Genomic DNA, 16,919 nt, shown 5'->3' with positions numbered 1-16,919 from the left:
AGGGGTTGGCACCGTGGCAGCACCACGCAGCGGTCGACGCCCCACCTCTCCGCGGGCCGTCGCGGCCGGGGTCGCGCACCCCGCCCGCCGGGCCCGGACCCTCATGCTCGGCGTCCTCATCGTCCTGAGCCTCTTCGCCGCCCAGCTGGTGCGGCTGCAGGGCCTCGACGCCGCCAGCGTCTCGGCCGCCGCCCTGGGGCAGCGGCTGACGACCAAGGCCATCCCCGCGGCCCGGGGCAGCATCACCGACGTCGACGGTGAGCAGCTCGCGGTCAGCGTGGAGCGCCGCCGGATCATCGCCGACCCCACGCTCGTCGTGGACTACAAGCGCACCGAGAAGGGGCCGGACGGCGAGACCGAGGTCGTCGGCGAGGGGTTCACCGCCGCCGCGGACGTCATCGCCGAGATCACCGGCGCCGACGCGACGGAGCTGACCCGCCGGCTCACCGAGCCGCTGGGGGAGCAGTACACCATCCTCGTCGCCGACGCCTCCCCGCAGCAGTGGCAGGAGATCAAGGCGGCAGGGATCCGGGGCGTGGACGTCGAGGAGTTCATGCGCCGCGACTACCCGCTCGGCGAGGCGGCCGCCCCCCTCCTCGGATGGATCGGCTCGGGCGACATGCCGGCCGGCGGGTTGGAGCTCGTCAACGACGAGGCGCTCACGGGACAGCCCGGGGAGGCGGTCTACGAGGTCGGCCGGGACGGCGAGATCATCACCACCGGCGTCTACGAGGAGGACCCGGCGCAGCCCGGGCAGGACCTGCGGCTGACCCTCGACGCGGACCTGCAGTGGCGGGCCTACGACGCCCTCCGCACCCGGGTCGAGGAGGCCGGCGCGGTGTCCGGCTACGCCGCCGTGATGGACATCGAGACCGGGGAGCTGCGCGCCCTGACCAGCTATCCGAGCTTCGACCCCTCGGACACCACGCAGAGTGCCGAGGCGATGCGCAACGCCGCGATCGAGGACGTCTACGAGCCGGGGTCCACCTCCAAGCTCATCACCGCGGCAGCCGCCCTCGAGCAGGGCATCGCGGAGGTGGACACGCCGATCGAGGTGCCGGTCACGATGAGCCGCGGCGGGTCGCGCTTCAAGGACGTCGAACCGCATCCGACGTGGTACCTCACGTTCGCCGGGGTGCTGGCCAAGTCCTCCAACATGGGGACCATCCTCTACGGCGAGAAGCTCTCCGACCAGCAGCTCTACGACTGGATGCGTCGCTTCGGCATCGGTGAGCCCACCGGGCTCGGCCTGCCCGGTGAGTCACCCGGACTCGTCCCCGAGCCCTCCACCTGGAGCGCCACCACGCGCTACACGTTCATGTTCGGGCAGGGCCTGTCCGGCACCATGCTGCAGCAGCTCGGGGTGTTCCAGGCCGTCGCCAACGACGGCGTCATGGTGCCCCCGAGCATCATCGCCGGAACGGTCGACGAGGACGGCCGCTACACCGAGGCCGAGCAGGCCGGTGGCGAGCGGGTGATCTCACCCGAGACCTCGCAGACCCTCACCGACATCATGCAGTCGATCCCCTCCACCGAGGGCACCGCGCCGCTGGCCGCCATCCCCGGCTACCACGTCGCCGGCAAGACCAGCACTGCCAGCCGGGTGGACCCGGACACCGGTCGCTACGAGGGGGGCGTCACGTCCTCGTTCATGGGGTTCGCGCCGGCCGACGACCCGAAGTACGCCGTCGCCGTGGTCGTGCAGCGGCCGACCCGGATCAGCGAGTACGGCGGTGTCATCGCCGGACCTGTCTTCTCCGACCTCATGCGCTACGCCCTGCAGCGGGACGGCATCGCGCCCGCCACGACCCCGCCGACGCAGGTGGAGATCGAGTTCGATCCCGACGAGAAGGTGCCGGGTCAGGAGAATGTCACACTGGGTGATCTCGCCATCAAGGACGAAAGGACCGATGGGTGATCCCCCTGACCCTTGGTGAGGTCGCGCGCGTGACCGGCGGTCTGGTTCACCCGGGTTCTCCTCAGGTGGCCGAGCTGGGCGTCACCGGCCCGGTCGTCACCGACTCCCGCGAGGTGTCCGAGCACGGTCTCTACGTCGCCCGTCGCGGGGAGAGCGCCGACGGTCACGACTTCGTGGCGGCCGCGGCGGAGCGGGGCGCCGTCGCGGCGCTCACGAACCGGGTCGTGGACGGGCTGCCGTGCGTGGTGGTGCAGGAGGACCCCGACCGGCTCTCCGCACGACCGGACCGGCCGCCCTACGACGCCGTGACCAGGGCTTTCGCCGCGCTAGGCCGGGAGGTCGTCGACCGGTGCGCCGCCGCCGGCGGACTGCGCATCGTCGGCATCACCGGCTCCTCCGGCAAGACCTCCACCAAGGACCTGATGGCGCAGGTGCTGCCCGCGCTGGGGCCGACCCTGGCGCCCGAGGCGTCCTACAACTCCGAGGTCGGCGTGCCGCTGACGGTCTGCCGCCTCACCGAGGACACGGCATACCTCGTGGCGGAGATGGGCGCCTCCGGCGCCGGTCACATCGCGCACCTGACCGCGATCGCCCCGCCCGAGGTGGCGGTCGTGCTCAACGTCGGCTCGGCGCACCTGGGGGAGTTCGGCTCCCGCGCCGCCATCATGGAGGCCAAGTCCGAGCTCGTCCAGGCCCTGCCCGCAGGAGGGCTGGCGGTGCTCAACGCCGACGACGAGGCGCTCGTCGCCACGATGGGGCGCCGCGCCGAGGAGGCCGGCGCGCGGGTGCGGCTGGTCGGCCTGGCCCAGCACGCCGACGTCCGGGCGGTCGACGTGCGCACCGACGACCGGGGCCGCGCCTCGTTCGTGCTGCACGCCCCCGGCCTGGGCACACCCGGGCAGGGGGTCCCGGTGCAGCTGCAGCTCGTCGGTGTGCACCACGTCGGCAACGCCCTCGCCGTCGCGGCCGTCGCGCACGAGTGGGGTATGCCGTGGGACCAGGTCGCGGCCGCCCTCGGTGCCGCGACCTCGCGCTCCCGCTGGCGGATGGAGGTCACCGAGCGCGCGGACGGCGTCACCGTCGTCAACGACGCCTACAACGCCAACCCGGAGTCGATGCGCGCGGCGCTGGAGAGCCTGGCCGCGATGCGCGGGCCGGACGGCCGCGCCGTCGCGGTCGTCGGCGGCATGCTCGAGCTGGGTGCCGACAGCGACGCCGAGCACGAGGGCGTCGGTCGGCACGCCGCCCGGCTGGGCGTGGACCACCTGGTGACGGTCGGGGAGCTCGCCGCCCCGGCGGCCGGTGCCTACCAGGCCGACGGCGGTGCGCGGGCCAGCTCCGTCGCCGACCGGCACGAGGCCCGGACCCTGCTCGACGGGCTGCTGCGGCCGGGCGACGTCGTGCTGCTCAAGAGCAGCCGCGACTCCGGGCTGCGCGTGCTCGGGGACGAGCTCGCGGGGCGGAGCGACTGATGGTCAACGTCCTGCTGGCCGGGGCGGTGGCGATGATCTGCGCACTCTTCGGCACGCCGCTGTTCATCCGGTTCCTCGTGCGCCGCGGCTACGGCCAGTTCATCCGCGACGACGGACCCACCTCGCACCACACCAAGCGCGGCACGCCCACCATGGGTGGCGCGGTGATCATCGGCGCGACCCTGGTGGGCTACGTGCTGTCCCACCTGCTGCTGATCCTGCTCGACGTCACCGGCATCCTGGAGGTCACCCACTCCCGGTTCACGCTCAGCGCGATCCTCGTGCTCTTCCTCATCACCGGGCTGGGGCTGATCGGCTTCCTCGACGACTACACCAAGATCTCCAAGCAGCGCAGCCTGGGCCTCACCTCGGTGGAGAAGCTCACCGGGCAGACCGTCGTCGCCATCGTCTTCGCGCTCTGCGCCCTGCTGCTGCAGGGCGACAGCACCCGCTCGCCCGCCTCCACCGCGATCTCGTTCGTCCGCGACACCCCGATCGACCTCGCCTTCGCCGGCCCGGTGCTGGGCGTCATCCTCTTCATCATCTGGGCCAACATCCTCATCGCCGGGGCCTCCAACGGCGTGAACCTCACCGACGGCCTGGACGGGCTCGCGACCGGGGCCTCGGTCATGGTCTTCGCCGCCTACTCGGTGCTCGGCATCTGGCAGTACAACCAGAACTGCCAGCTCGCCCCCGGCCCCAACTGCTACGACGTCCGCGACGCGCTCGACCTCGCGGTCGTCGCCTGCTCGGTCGCCGGCGCCTGCTTCGGCTTCCTGTGGTGGAACGCCTCGCCGGCCAAGATCTTCATGGGTGACACCGGCTCGCTCGCCCTGGGCGGGGGCCTGGCCGGGCTGGCCATCACCACCCGCACCGAGCTGCTCCTCGCCGTGCTGGGCGGGCTGTTCGTCATGATCACGCTGTCGGTCATCATCCAGGTCGCGAGCTTCAAGATGACCCGCAAACGGGTCTTCCGGATGGCTCCGCTGCAGCACCACTTCGAGCTCCTGGGCTGGGCCGAGGTGACCATCGTCATCCGGTTCTGGATCATCGCCGGCATCTGCGTCGCCGTCGGCCTGGGCCTGTTCTACGGCGAGTGGGTGGCCAACCTGTGAGCGTACCGCTCGACCAGCTCACCCACCGGGACGCGGACTGGGCCGGCCTGCGCGCCCTGGTCACCGGGCTCGGTGTCACCGGCTTCGCCGCGGCGGACGCGCTGCTGCAGCACGGCGCGGAGGTCACCGTCGTCGACGCGGGGCAGGGCGATCAGAAGCAGGAGACCCAGGCGGGGATCCTCGGGATCCTGGGGGCGGACGTGCGCCGGGGGGCGGAGCACACCGCCGCCTGGCCGGCGATGGCGGCGGTGCCCGCGGACGATGGTGCGGCGCAGGTCGACCTCGAGGTCGACGTCGTCGTCACCTCCCCCGGCTGGCGTCCGGACCACCCGGTCCTGGCCGCGGCGGCGGCACGGGGCATACCCGTCTGGAGCGAGATCGAGCTCGCCTGGCGGTTGCGCCCCCGGGTGGGGGCCGCGCCCTGGCTGGTGGTCACCGGCACCAACGGCAAGACGTCCACGGTGCAGCTGCTCACCTCGATGCTGCAGGCGGCCGGGCTGCGCGCGATCGCGACCGGCAACGTCGGCGTCCCGGTGCTCGACGCGGTCCAGCACCCCGACCCCTACGACGTGGTGGCCGTCGAGCTGTCCAGCTTCCAGCTGCACTTCACCCACACCATCAGCCCGCTGGCCTCGTGCGTCCTCAACCTGGCCCCTGACCACGTGGACTGGCACGGGTCGCTGGAGGCGTATGCCGCGGACAAGGCGAAGATCTACGAGCGGACCCAGCTGGCGTGCGTCTACAACGTCCAGGACCCGCGCACCGAGGCGATGGTCGAGCAGGCCGAGGTCGTGGAGGGATGCCGGGCGGTCGGCTTCACCCTCGGCACGCCGGGGCTGTCGATGGTGGGTCTGGTGGACGACGTCCTCGCCGACCGTGCCTTCGTCGAGGAACGCCGCACCTCGGCCGCCGAGCTGGGCACCCTCGCCGACCTCTCCCGCGCCTCCGGCGGCGACGGCAGCAGCGCGCCCCCTCCGCACCTGGTCGCCAACGCGCTCGCGGCCGCCGCCCTGGCCCGCGCCGCGGGGATCACGCCGGCGGCGGTCCGCGAGGGGCTGCGCCGGTTCCGCTCCGACGCCCACCGCACGAGCATCGTGGCCGAGCACGAGGGCGTCACCTGGGTGGACGACTCCAAGGCCACGAACCCGCACGCCGCGCTCGCCGCGCTGCGCGCCTATCCGCACATCGTCTGGGTCGCCGGCGGCCAGCTCAAGGGTGCCGAGGTCGAGGACCTGGTGGCCGAGGTGGCGCCACGGCTGCGGGCCGTGGTGCTGCTCGGGACCGACCGCCACCGGATCGGCGAGGCGGTGCGCCGACACGCGCCCGATGTGCCGGTCCACGACGCCGGTGTCACCGACCATGGAGACATGGCTGCCGTGGACCGGGTGATGGACGACGTCGTGGCGCGGTGCGCCGCGTTCGCGGCCCCCGGCGACGTGGTGCTGCTGTCCCCGGCGGCCGCCTCGCTCGACATGTTCCCCAGCTACGGCAGCCGCGGGGACGTCTTCGCCGCCGCGGTGCGGCGAGCCCTCGGGGAGGGCGGGTCGTGACCACCATCCTGGACCGCCCGCGGGGCAAGGCTGGGGCCGCCGCCGGCGTCACCCAGGGCTGGAGCGTGCAGTCGGTCGGGGAGTGGCTGCGCTCGCCGGTCGCCCCCTACTACCTCGCGCTGGTCTCCGCGTCGGTGCTGACCGGCCTCGGTCTGGTCATGGTGCTGTCCGCGTCCAGCGTCGGCTCCTACCGCGACAACGGCAACTCCTACACCGTCTTCCTCGACCAGCTCGTCTTCGGGGTGGCCGGCATCGCGCTGGCCGTGGTCGGGTCCCGGCTGCCGGTGGCCGTGTGGAAGAAGCTGGCGTGGCCGGGCATCTTCCTCGCGCTGGCGCTGCAGCTGGCCGTCTTCACCCCGCTCGGCATCGAGTTCCAGGGCAACCGCAACTCGCTCTCCGTCGCGGGCTTCTCGCTGCAGCCCGCCGAGTTCGGCAAGATCGCGCTGGTGGTCTTCGGCGCCGCCGTGCTCGCGGCCAAGCGCCGGGTCATCTACAAGCCGGTGCACGCCGCGGTGCCGCTCATCTTCCCGTTCGGCCTGCTGCTGCTCGGTCTGGTCCTCCAGGGCCGCGACCTCGGCACCGGCCTGATCCTGCTGGCGATCATCGCCGGGCTGCTGTGGGCGGTCGGGCTCCCGGCGCGCTGGTTCGTCGGGCTCGGCGCGGTCGGCGGGGTCGGGGTCGCCGTGCTGGCCGCGGGCAGCGCCAACCGGATGCAGCGCATCCAGACCTGGATCGGCGGCATCTGCGACAGCCCTCAGGTGGAGGGCTGCTTCCAGAAGGTGCACGCGGAGTATGCCCTGGCCGACGGCGGCTGGTGGGGCCTCGGCCTCGGGGAGTCGCGGGAGAAGTGGGGCCTGCTCCCGGAGCCGCACAACGACTTCATCCTCGCGATCATCGGCGAGGAGCTCGGGCTGCCCGGCAGCCTGGCGGTGCTCAGTCTCTTCGCGGTCCTGGCGTATGCCTGCTTCCGGATCGTCACGCAGGCCACCGACGGCTTCACCCGGCTGGCCGCCGCGGGCATCATGGTCTGGTTCCTGGGTCAGGCGCTGCTCAACATCGGGTCGGTCATCGGGATGCTGCCGATCATCGGGGTGCCGCTGCCGCTGGTGTCGAGCGGCGGCTCGGCGCTCATCGCCGCCCTCATCGGTGTCGGCCTGCTGCTCTCCCTGGCCCGGTCGCTGCCGGGGGCGGACGACGCGCTGCGCCGCCGCACCGGGCCGCTGCGGCGGACCCTGGCGGCCGTGCCGAGCGTGGGTGTGGCGCGTCGCGGACGGACCCGACCGGCAGCCCGGGCCGGCGGACGCCCGGGCGGGCGGCGGTGAGCGGGAGCTCGCAGGCCGGCGCGCGGGGGCTGGGCGTCGTGCTCGCGGGGGGTGGCTCCGCCGGTCACGTCAACCCGCTGCTGGCGACGGCCGACGCGTTGCGCCGCCGGGTCCCCGGCTGCGAGGTCGTCGTCCTGGGCACCGCGGAGGGCCTGGAGGCCCGCCTCGTCCCGGAGCGTGGCTACCCCCTGACGGTGGTGCCCAAGGTGCCCTTCCCACGGCGACCGGATGCCGCCGTGCTCCGCTTCGCGCCGGCGCTGCGGCGGGCGGTGGCCAGCGCCACCGGGGCACTCACGGCTGTGGACGCTCAGGTGGTCGTGGGCTTCGGCGGCTATGTCGCCACCCCCGCCTACCTCGCGGCACGCCGAGCCGGCGTGCCGATCGTCATCCACGAGCAGAACGCCCGGCCCGGGCTGGCGAACCGGCTGGGGGCCCGCTTCACCCGGCACGTGGCGACGACCTTCGCCTCCACCGAGCTGCCGCACGCCACCCGGGTGGGACTGCCGCTGCGCGAGGAGATCCGCACCCTGGACCGGGACGCGCTGCGGGCGGAGGGGATGAAGGAGTTCGGGCTGGACGCGGACCGCCCCACCCTGCTGGTCTTCGGCGGCTCGCTGGGTGCGCAGCGGCTGAACGAGGCCTTCGCGGCAGCCGGAGCCGACCTGCTCGCGGCGGGGGTGCAGGTGCTGCACCTCACCGGGGCCGGCAAGGACGTCACCGCTCCCGCAGACGACGCGGCGACCGGGGCGCGGTACGTCGCCCGCAACTACTCCGACCGGATGGACCTGGCCTACGCCGTCGCCGACCTGGCCGTGTGCCGGGCCGGGGCGGGGACCGTCTGCGAGCTGGCCGCGGTGGGGGTCCCGGCGATCTACGTCCCGCTCCCGGTGGGCAACGGGGAGCAGCGCCTGAACGCCCGGGAGGTCGTCGAAGCCGGCGGCGGGCTGCTGGTGGACGACGCCGTGGTCGCCCCGGACTGGGTCCGCGCCGTGGTGCTGCCGCTCGTGCTGGACGGCGCCCGGGTGGCCCAGATGGCGGCCGCCGCGGCCGAGCACGGTGACCGGGACGCCGCGGACCGGCTGGTGGACCTCATCCTGCGGGCGGCGGGACACGACGGATGAGCAGCTCCCGCTTCGACTTCACCCTGCCGGTGCCGCCCGCGGAGCAGCTCGGCGGCGTGCACTTCATCGCGATCGGTGGTTCGGGCATGTCCGGAGTGGCCCGGATGTTCCTGGCGCGCGGTGTGCCGGTGTCCGGGTCCGACCAGCAGGACAGCCCGACGCTGCGGTCGGTGGAGCAGGCCGGCGCCCGGGTCCACGTCGGCCACCACGCCGATCACCTGGGCGAGGCGCGCACGGTCGTGGTGTCGAGCGCGATCCGTGAGGACAACCCCGAGCTGGTCGCCGCCCGGCAGGCGGGGCTGCGGGTGCTGCACCGGTCGCAGGGGATCGCCGCGCTGCTGCACGGTCGGCTCGCGGTGGCCGTCGCGGGGGCCAACGGCAAGACCACGACCAGCGCCCTGACGGTGGCCGCGCTGCAGGCGGCGGGCGCCGACCCCGGGTATGTCATCGGCGCGCCGCTCGCGAGCAGCGGGGTCAGCTCCGCGCCGGGCTCGGGGGCGGACCCGATCGTCATCGAGGCGGACGAGAGCGACGGCAGCTTCCTCACCTACCGGCCCCAGGTCGCCGTGGTGACCAACGTGCAGCCGGACCACCTCGACTTCTACGGCGACGCGGAGGCGGTGGAGCAGGCATACCGCGACTTCGTGTCGACCATCGCCCCCGGCGGTCTGCTCGTCACGAGCGTCGACGACGAGGGTGCTGCGCGCCTGGCTCGGCACGCCGCGGACACCGGGGTGCGGGTGCTCACCTGGGGCAGCCGCGACGGGACCGACGTCGACGTCCGCCTCGACGACGTGCGCAGCGAGGGGACGAGCTCGACCGGGACGCTCACCTTCGGCACCGACACGGCGGCGATCCCCGCGGGGACGTCCCTCCGGCTGCGGCTCCCCGTGCCCGGTGAGCACAACGTCCACAACGCCGCCGCCGCGGTGCTGGTGGCCGGCGCCGGGTTCGGGCTGCCGCTGGAGGCAGCGGCGCAGGGCCTGGAGCACTTCGCCGGGGCGCACCGACGGTTCGAGCGGGTCGGCGCCAGCGGCGCGGTGGAGGTCGTCGACGACTACGCGCACAACGCGTCCAAGGTGGCTGCAGCCGTGCGCGCGGCCCGCGCCGCCGCCGCGGGCCGGCGCCTGGTCGTGACCTTCCAGCCGCACCTGTTCTCGCGCACCCGGGACTTCGCCGAGGGCTTCGTGGACGGGCTGGCTGCCGCCGACGTGGTCGTGCTGCTGCCGGTCTATGCCGCCCGCGAGCGTCAGCAGGACTATCCCGACATCTCCTCCGGTCTGCTGGCGCGGGGGCTCCGCGGGCTGGGCGAGGCGGCTCCCGACGTCCGGGAGGTGGGCTCGGTGGCCGAGGCCGCTCCGGCGCTGGCCGAGCTGCTCGCGGACGAGCAGGACACGCTGGTGGTGACGATCGGTGCCGGTGACGTGACCCAGGTCGGGGCCCAGCTGCTCACCCTGCTGGAGGATGCCGTCCGCCGCGACCCGGCGCCGGAGGTGCTGCCGTGAAGCTGACCCTGCCCTGGCGCCGCGGAGCCGGCCCCGAGCGACGCGGCGGGGCCGTCCGCCGCAGGATGGCCGGTGTCGGTCGCCGGACGCTGCTCACCTGGACGGCCGTCGTGCTGGCCGCGGCGGCGGCCATGGTCTTCCTGTTCTTCTTCTCCGCCGCCTTCGTGGTCAAGGACCTGCAGGCGACCGGTGCCCGCGAGGAGGTCACGGAGAGCGCGCTGCAGCACGCCCAGATCCCGCACGGGCGCCCCCTGGCCAGGGTGTCCGAGGGTCGCGTCAGCGACCGGGTGCTCGAGGACCGGCGCATCGCGGCCGTCGAGGTCGAGCGCGACTGGCCCTCCTCGGTGACCCTGGTCGTCACCGAGCGCGAGCCGGCCGTGGCACTGCGCGGTGGTGGCACCACCTGGCTGGCGGACGCCTCCGGCGTCATCTACGAGCAGGTGGACCGGCCCAGCAAGAAGCTGCCGCTCATCACCCTGCGCTCCGACCCCACCGAGCTGGACAGCGACACGGTCACCGGGCTGGCCGAGCTGTGGCGGATGCGACCTGACCCGGACACCCTCGAGGGCGATCTCGGCGCACCGGCCGTCGGCAGCGACGGCTCCATCGAGATGGATCTCGGCCAGGTGACCCTGGTGTGGGGGAGCCCCACCGACAACGAGAAGAAGTGGAACGTCGTGACCGCCCTCATCGGGCAGGAGACGATCGATCCGCAGGGTGCGCTGGCGATGACGATCGACGTCCGGATCCCCGGCACGCCGGTCGTCACCGGGTTGCCCGAGGCCACCGGCTGAGCCGACCTCGACCCTCGACCTGAGGTCGAGGTTCACCCTGGGGGTGCCTCGCCGACTCCCCGCGTATGCTCGCGCTCACGCACCGCTAACCATGCATCGCACCTGCACCCGTTCCCGAAAGGTCCATCGTGTCCGCAGCGCAGAACTACCTGGCCGTCATCAAGGTCGTCGGCATCGGCGGGGGTGGCGTGAACGCCATCAACCGGATGATCGAGGTCGGCCTCAAGGGTGTCGAGTTCATCGCCATCAACACCGACGCCCAGGCCCTGCTGATGAGCGACGCCGACGTCAAGCTGGACGTCGGTCGGGAGCTGACCCGCGGCCTCGGTGCCGGTGCCGACCCGGAGGTGGGCCGGCGGGCCGCCGAGGACCACACCGAGGAGATCGAGGAGGCGCTGCGCGGCGCGGACATGGTCTTCGTCACCGCCGGTGAGGGTGGCGGCACGGGCACCGGCGGTGCCCCGGTCGTGGCCAAGATCGCCAAGTCGCTCGGTGCGCTGACCATCGGTGTCGTGACCCGACCGTTCACCTTCGAGGGCCGCCGTCGCGCCAACCAGGCCGAGTCGGGGATCGCCTCGCTGCGCGACGAGGTCGACACCCTCATCGTCATCCCCAACGACCGGCTGCTGTCCATCTCGGACCGGACGGTGTCCATGCTGGATGCCTTCCGCAGCGCGGACCAGGTGCTGCTGTCCGGTGTGCAGGGCATCACCGACCTCATCACGACACCCGGCCTGATCAACCTCGACTTCGCCGACGTCAAGTCGGTCATGCAGGGTGCCGGTTCGGCGCTCATGGGGATCGGCTCGGCCCGCGGCGAGGACCGCGCCGTGCAGGCCGCCGAGCTGGCGATCTCCTCACCGCTGCTCGAGGCCAGCATCGAGGGTGCGCACGGCGTGCTCCTGTCGGTCCAGGGTGGCTCCGACCTCGGGCTGTTCGAGATCAACGAGGCTGCCCGGCTGGTGCAGGAGGCCGCGCACCCGGAGGCCAACATCATCTTCGGGGCGGTCATCGACGACTCCCTGGGCGACGAGGTCCGGGTCACCGTCATCGCGGCCGGCTTCGACGGTGGGGTGCCGCCGGGCCGCGGCGAGGGCAACGAGCGTGCGCTGGGGCAGGTGCAGGCCGGCGGGGCGAACCGCCAGCAGGCCGGCGGGTCCCCGGCACAGCCGCAGCAGCGGCCCGCGGCAGGCCAGCAGCAGCCGCGTCCGGAGCCCCAGGCCGACCAGCAGGTGGCGCCCGGCGCCGGCCAGCAGGGCCAGCCCGCCCAGGGTGGCGGTGAGGCCGCGCAGCCGGGCCAGGAGCAGACCGACGACGACGGAGCCCGGACGGCGGCCCCCCAGCGTCCGGTGCAGCAGCCGCCCCGCCAGGTGACCTTCGAGGACTCCGACGACCTGGACGTGCCCGACTTCCTCAAGTAAGGCGACGGCGCCCGTGTTCACCTGGCGCGAGCGCCTCGAGCCGACCGGCGACCGCTACGGCGTGGAGTGGGCGGTGACCGACCGGCACGGCGGGTCCAGCCTGGCTCCCTTCGCCTCGTTCAACCTCGGTGCGCACGTCGGGGACCTCGAGGAGGCGGTCAGCACCAACCGGCACCGGCTGGCGCACGAGCTGGGCCTGCGCGTGGCCGACCTGCGGCTGATGGACCAGCAGCACGGCAGCGCGGTCGCGCTCACCCCCGCCACCTCCGGGGCCGGTGAGGAGGGCGTCCCCGCCGCCGACGCCCTGGTCACCGGCAGCACCGACGAGGCGCTGGTGGTGTTGGTCGCCGACTGCGTCCCGCTGCTCCTGGTCGACCGCACCGAAGGGCTGGCGGCGGCGGTGCATGCCGGTCGTCCCGGCCTGGTCGCCGGGGTCGTGCCGGCGGCGGTGCAGGCGCTGCGCGACCTCGGTGCCACGCAGCTGGAGGCGGTCGTCGGGCCCTCGGTGTGCCCCCGGTGCTACGAGGTGCCGGCCGCGCTGCGCGACCAGGCGGCGGCGGTGGTCGCGTCCGCGGTGAGCGTGTCGCGGTCCGGCACGCCGGCCGTGGACGTGGCCGCCGGCGTGGTGCAGCAGCTGGCGGACAGTGACCTGGACGTCTCGGTGCGGTGGCTCCCCGGCTGCACCCGGGAGCGCGAGGACCTCTACTCCTACCGCCGCGACGGCAGGACCGGACGCTTCGCCGGGGTGGTCCGGCTGCTGCCACCGGAGCGGGTGGCCTAGCCGTGGCGCGTGAGGAGGAGCTGACGGCGCGCCTGGCCGAGGTGCGCCGCCGCGTGGAACGGGCGTGCGGGACCGCAGGACGGTCCGCGGACGAGCTGACCCTCGTCGCCGTCACGAAGTTCTTCCCCGCCGACGACGTCGAGGCGCTCGCCGCGCACGGGGTCGGCGACATCGGCGAGAGCCGGGACCAGGAGGCGGGCGAGAAGGTCGGTGCGCTGGCCCCGGCGACCCGGGCGGGACTGCGGGTGCACTTCGTCGGACAGCTCCAGACCAACAAGGCGAAGCGGGTCGCGCGGTATGCCGACGTCGTCCAGTCCGTGGACCGGGCCCGCCTGGTCCGCTCGCTGGAGACGGGTCGCGCCGAGGCCGTGGCCGCGCGTGCAGCCACCGGGCCGCTGGACGTGCTGCTGCAGGTCGACCTCGGGGAGGGCGAGGACGCCGGCCGCGGCGGTGCCGTCCCGGGCGAGCTGGACGCGCTCGCCGAGGCCGTCGCGGCGGCCGAGCACCTGACCCTGCGCGGGGTGATGGCGATCGCCCCGCCCCAGCTGGACGAGGACGGCACCTTCGAGGCGTTCCGGCGCCTCGTCGAGATCGGGGGGCGGCTGCGGCATATCCACCCCGCGGCGACCTGGGTGTCGGCCGGCATGAGCGGCGACCTCGAGGCGGCCGTGGCGGCAGGCGCGACACACCTGCGTGTCGGGAGCGCAATCCTCGGTTCTCGACCCGCGCAGCGGTAGCGTCGGTGACGTCCGATCCACCACGGGACTACCGCCCGTCAGCACCTAGGAGCTCGCACACATGGCCGGGGCACTGCGCAAGACCATGGAGTACCTCGGACTCGCCGAGTCCGACGAGCGCTTCGACGACTACGACACCTACGCCGAGGAGTCGCCCGAGCAGCGCACCGGTGGTGCGACCGTGCGTCAGCTGCGTGAGGACGCCGGCGCGGGCGACACGTCCGTGGCGACCCTGCCCACCCGGACCCCCGTCTCCCAGGTCGTCCGCGAGCCGGAGGTCGGCGAGTTGAACCGCATCACCACGATCCACCCCCGCACCTACAACGAGGCCAAGACGATCGGTGAGGCCTTCCGCGGCGGGGTGCCGGTCATCATGAACCTCTCGGACATGGACGACTCCGACGCCAAGCGGCTGGTCGACTTCGCCGCCGGGCTCGCCTTCGGCCTGCACGGGAGCATCGAGCGGGTCACCAGCAAGGTCTTCCTGCTCAGCCCGTCCTTCGTCGAGGTCGACGGCGGCACGCCGGCCGAGCAGACCCGCGGCGCGCAGGGTCCGTTCAACCAGAGCTGACCGGGCCCGCGTCGCCGCCGGCTCACCGCGACCTCCCAGCCTGCTCGCGTAGGGTGGACGCATGATCGGCTCGATCCTCGCGCTCCTGCTCAACCTGTACTTCTTCGTCCTCATCGCGCGGCTGGTCTTCGACTGGGTGCAGGTCTTCGCCCGCGAGTGGCGCCCGAAGGGGCCCGTGCTGGTCCTGGCCAACGGCATCTACTCCCTCACCGACCCGCCGCTGCGCGCCCTGCGCCGGGTGATCCCGCCGCTGCGGATCGGGGGCGTCGCACTCGACCTCGGCTTCCTCGTCCTCATCATCGCGGTCGGCATCGCCCGCGGTCTGGCGCTCTCCCTGCCCTTCTGAGCACGTGCGTTAGAGTGCTCGCTGGACATCGTGCATCCCGGCACGTCACCACCCGCCCGGCACGTGAGACGGGTCCGGGCGGTGGTTCCCTGCGAACGTGAGGTGAAACATGGCGCTGTCCCCCGAGGACGTCATCAAGAAGAGCTTCAGCGCGACGCATCTGCGGCGCGGCTACGACGAGACCCAGGTGGACGACTTCCTGGACGAGGTCGTGGTGGAGCTGCGGCGGCTGGTGGCCGAGAACGACGGGCTCCGCACCGACCTCGAGGACTGCCGCGCCGGTGGCGGCTCGATGGCGGGGGCGGCGAGCACCGCGACCGACGAGCAGCTCGACCCGCGGGACGCCGACGCGGCGGCCCCGGCCGGTGCTGACTCCGACGTCGAGAGCCTGCGTCGCCAGCTCGCCGAGTGCCAGGAGGCCCGCGCCGCCGCCGAGCAGCAGCTCGCGCAGGCCCAGGAGCGGGTCGCCGGCGTCGAGCAGGAGCGCGACGAGCTGCGCACCTCGATGGAGCAGGTCGCCGCTGTCGGCGCCGACCAGCCGGACGCCGAGGTCTCGGCGGCCGGGGGCGAGGACCCCAGCTCGATCATCTCGCTAGCCCAGCGCCTGCACGACCAGCACGTCGCCGAGGGTGAGAGCGCCAAGGCCCGCCTCATCGAGGAGGGCGACGGCTACAAGGCCAGCGTGGTCGCGGAGGCCGACGAGCGCAGCGCCGAGCTGCTGCGCACCGGGCAGGAGTCGCACGACCGGCTGGTGCACGAGGGTCAGGCCCAGCACGACGAGCTGCTGCGCACCGGGCAGGAGTCGCACGACCGGCTGGTCCAGGAGGGTCAGGCCCAGCACGACGAGCTGGTCAGCACCGGGGAGCAGGAGCGCGACCGGCTCGTGGGCGAGGGCCAGAGCAACCACGACCAGATGATCAGCGAGGCCGAGAGCCAGCGGACCAGCGTGCTGGAGGACCTGCACGGGCAGGAGTCCGCGCTGGCCTCCACGATCAGCGGTCTGCAGACCCAGGAGAACGACCTGCGGCAGCGGCTGCGGGCCTTCCTCACCGACCAGATGGAACGGCTCGACGGCACGACCCGTCAGGGCGACTGAGCCCCGGGACACCACCAGGGAGCGCCCCCGCCGCGAGTGCGACGGGGGCGCTCTGGCATACCCGCCCGGTGACACCCGGCATCCTGCGTTGTCAACGCCGCACGCGTGTTCTATCCTGCCGCCACCATCGCTCGTCCCCTGTGGGGCGGGCGCAGTTGTCGAACGAAGGACGACCGTGGCCACGACGGCGAAAAAGGGGGGCTCCCGCAGCACGACGCGCGCGTCGCGGGGGAGCCGGACGAAGGGTGAGCACACGGCACTGAGCGTGCGCGAGGGCGAGAGCCCGTGGAGCGCCGCCGAGGTGGCCGAGCTGCGAGGCGAGCTGGAGGGGGAGATCGAGCGTCTCCGGGCCGAGGTCGCGGAGGCCGAGCAGGACCTCTTCGAGCGGGGCCGGGCCTTCGGCGACGGTGCCGGGGACGACCAGGCGGACGCGGGATCAGCCACCTGGGAGCGCGAGCACGAGCTCTCCGTCACCAACAACGCGCGCGACCTCATCGACCAGAACACGCACGCGCTGGACCGGATCGAGCAGGGCACCTACGGAGACTGCGAGTCCTGCGGGACGCCGATCGGCAAGATGCGGCTGCAGGCCTTTCCTCGTGCGACGCTATGCATGACATGCAAGCAGAAGCAGGAACGCCGCTGACCGACCGTCCTCCCCGGCGCACCGTCGTGGTGCTCGTCGTCGCCCTGCTCTGGGCGGGCCTGGACCAGGCCACCAAGGCGTGGGCCGAGGCGGCCCTCACCCGCGGCGAGTCGGTGCCGCTCGTCGGCGAGCTGCTGCAGCTGCACCTGACCTACAACTCCGGTGCGGCCTTCTCCCTGGGCACCGGCTGGACCGGCGTGGTGACCGCCATCGCGACCCTGGTGTCGTTGGCCATCATCGGCCAGTCGTTCCGCACCCGCAGCCTGGGGTGGGGCCTCACCCTGGGTCTGCTCCTCGGCGGTGCGGTGGGCAACCTCGTCGACCGCTACGTCCGACCACCGTCGGTCGGGCTGGGGCACGTTGTCGACTTCCTCGCCCTGCCGAACTTCCCGGTCTTCAACGTCGCCGACATCGGGGTGACCACGGCCGCGGGTCTGATCATCCTGCTCTCGCTGCGTGGCTACCACCCGGACGGCACGCGCGAGGGACAGGAGCACGACGAGGACATGGAGCAGGCCCGGTGA

The 16,919-nt window shown here is 73.3% G+C and carries 16 protein-coding genes; all 16 read left to right on the top strand.

Annotated elements, in window-relative coordinates; genetic code table 11:
* The first annotated feature begins 13 nt into the window (after positions 1-13).
* The 16 genes from FXF60_RS05030 to lspA all read left to right on the top strand — a co-directional run bounded on the left by FXF60_RS05030 (position 14) and on the right by lspA (position 16,919).
* A complete protein-coding gene (locus tag FXF60_RS05030; RefSeq protein WP_151524170.1) occupies positions 14-1,918 on the top strand; it encodes a peptidoglycan D,D-transpeptidase FtsI family protein in 1,905 nt (634 codons plus the stop codon).
* Positions 1,915-3,390, top strand: a complete 1,476-nt coding sequence (locus FXF60_RS05025) for a UDP-N-acetylmuramoyl-tripeptide--D-alanyl-D-alanine ligase (protein ID WP_151524169.1) — start codon at positions 1,915-1,917, stop codon at positions 3,388-3,390. The genes FXF60_RS05030 and FXF60_RS05025 overlap by 4 nt, the downstream gene beginning before the upstream one ends.
* Positions 3,390-4,505: a phospho-N-acetylmuramoyl-pentapeptide-transferase gene (mraY, locus tag FXF60_RS05020; protein ID WP_151524168.1), complete on the top strand. Its 1,116-nt coding sequence runs from the start codon at positions 3,390-3,392 to the stop codon at positions 4,503-4,505. Before FXF60_RS05025 ends, mraY begins: the two co-directional genes overlap by 1 nt.
* Entirely contained in the window at positions 4,502-6,055 is a 1,554-nt protein-coding gene (murD, locus tag FXF60_RS05015; protein ID WP_151524167.1) for a UDP-N-acetylmuramoyl-L-alanine--D-glutamate ligase, read from the top strand. Before mraY ends, murD begins: the two co-directional genes overlap by 4 nt.
* Positions 6,052-7,377, top strand: coding sequence for a peptidoglycan glycosyltransferase FtsW (locus FXF60_RS05010; protein ID WP_151524166.1), 1,326 nt, complete (start codon positions 6,052-6,054; stop codon positions 7,375-7,377). Before murD ends, FXF60_RS05010 begins: the two co-directional genes overlap by 4 nt.
* Positions 7,374-8,498 (top strand): undecaprenyldiphospho-muramoylpentapeptide beta-N-acetylglucosaminyltransferase, encoded by a 1,125-nt coding sequence (gene murG / locus FXF60_RS05005; protein ID WP_238335712.1) that lies wholly within the window; start codon positions 7,374-7,376, stop codon positions 8,496-8,498. The genes FXF60_RS05010 and murG overlap by 4 nt, the downstream gene beginning before the upstream one ends.
* The gene (gene murC / locus FXF60_RS05000) at positions 8,495-10,003 is read left to right on the top strand and encodes a UDP-N-acetylmuramate--L-alanine ligase (protein WP_151524165.1); all 1,509 of its coding nucleotides are present in this window, start codon (positions 8,495-8,497) and stop codon (positions 10,001-10,003) included. The genes murG and murC overlap by 4 nt, the downstream gene beginning before the upstream one ends.
* Positions 10,000-10,797 carry a cell division protein FtsQ/DivIB gene (locus tag FXF60_RS04995; protein ID WP_151524164.1) on the top strand — a complete coding sequence of 266 codons (798 nt, stop codon included), beginning with the start codon at positions 10,000-10,002 and terminating at the stop codon, positions 10,795-10,797. Before murC ends, FXF60_RS04995 begins: the two co-directional genes overlap by 4 nt.
* Before the next feature lie 128 nt (positions 10,798-10,925).
* Positions 10,926-12,218 (top strand): cell division protein FtsZ, encoded by a 1,293-nt coding sequence (gene ftsZ, locus FXF60_RS04990; protein ID WP_151524163.1) that lies wholly within the window; start codon positions 10,926-10,928, stop codon positions 12,216-12,218.
* Between the two features lie 13 nt (positions 12,219-12,231).
* Positions 12,232-12,999 (top strand): peptidoglycan editing factor PgeF, encoded by a 768-nt coding sequence (gene pgeF, locus FXF60_RS04985; protein ID WP_151524162.1) that lies wholly within the window; start codon positions 12,232-12,234, stop codon positions 12,997-12,999.
* Positions 13,000-13,001: 2 nt separating this feature from the next.
* On the top strand, positions 13,002-13,736 hold the full coding sequence (locus FXF60_RS04980) for a YggS family pyridoxal phosphate-dependent enzyme (protein WP_151524161.1): 735 nt from the start codon (positions 13,002-13,004) through the stop codon (positions 13,734-13,736).
* A 61-nt stretch (positions 13,737-13,797) separates the two neighbouring features.
* Entirely contained in the window at positions 13,798-14,307 is a 510-nt protein-coding gene (locus FXF60_RS04975) for a cell division protein SepF (RefSeq protein WP_151524160.1), read from the top strand.
* Between the two features lie 61 nt (positions 14,308-14,368).
* Complete coding sequence (locus tag FXF60_RS04970) at positions 14,369-14,653, top strand: YggT family protein (protein ID WP_151524159.1); 285 nt, start codon at positions 14,369-14,371, stop codon at positions 14,651-14,653.
* 109 nt (positions 14,654-14,762) lie between these two features.
* Positions 14,763-15,749: a DivIVA domain-containing protein gene (locus FXF60_RS04965; protein ID WP_151524158.1), complete on the top strand. Its 987-nt coding sequence runs from the start codon at positions 14,763-14,765 to the stop codon at positions 15,747-15,749.
* 265 nt (positions 15,750-16,014) lie between these two features.
* Positions 16,015-16,395: a TraR/DksA family transcriptional regulator gene (locus tag FXF60_RS04960; RefSeq protein ID WP_238335711.1), complete on the top strand. Its 381-nt coding sequence runs from the start codon at positions 16,015-16,017 to the stop codon at positions 16,393-16,395.
* Positions 16,368-16,919, top strand: a complete 552-nt coding sequence (gene lspA, locus FXF60_RS04955; RefSeq protein ID WP_238335710.1) for a signal peptidase II — start codon at positions 16,368-16,370, stop codon at positions 16,917-16,919. Before FXF60_RS04960 ends, lspA begins: the two co-directional genes overlap by 28 nt.

The sequence above is a fragment of the Serinicoccus kebangsaanensis genome (genome assembly GCF_008919445.1).
In the GTDB taxonomy this organism is placed as follows: Bacteria; Actinomycetota; Actinomycetes; order Actinomycetales; family Dermatophilaceae; genus Ornithinicoccus; species Ornithinicoccus kebangsaanensis.
Note: the sequence above shows the minus strand (reverse complement) of the source record. Positions and strands in the feature narration are given on the sequence as shown.

Excerpts from the sequence above, each read along its gene's own strand:
- mraY (WP_151524168.1), top strand. The coding sequence starts at position 3,390 with ATGGTCAACGTCCTGCTGGCCGGGGCGGTGGCGATGATCTGCGCACTC.
- murC (WP_151524165.1), top strand. The coding sequence starts at position 8,495 with ATGAGCAGCTCCCGCTTCGACTTCACCCTGCCGGTGCCGCCCGCGGAG.
- FXF60_RS04975 (WP_151524160.1), top strand. The coding sequence starts at position 13,798 with ATGGCCGGGGCACTGCGCAAGACCATGGAGTACCTCGGACTCGCCGAG.
- FXF60_RS04970 (WP_151524159.1), top strand. The coding sequence starts at position 14,369 with ATGATCGGCTCGATCCTCGCGCTCCTGCTCAACCTGTACTTCTTCGTC.
- FXF60_RS04965 (WP_151524158.1), top strand. The coding sequence starts at position 14,763 with ATGGCGCTGTCCCCCGAGGACGTCATCAAGAAGAGCTTCAGCGCGACG.
- lspA (WP_238335710.1), top strand. The coding sequence starts at position 16,368 with ATGCAAGCAGAAGCAGGAACGCCGCTGACCGACCGTCCTCCCCGGCGC.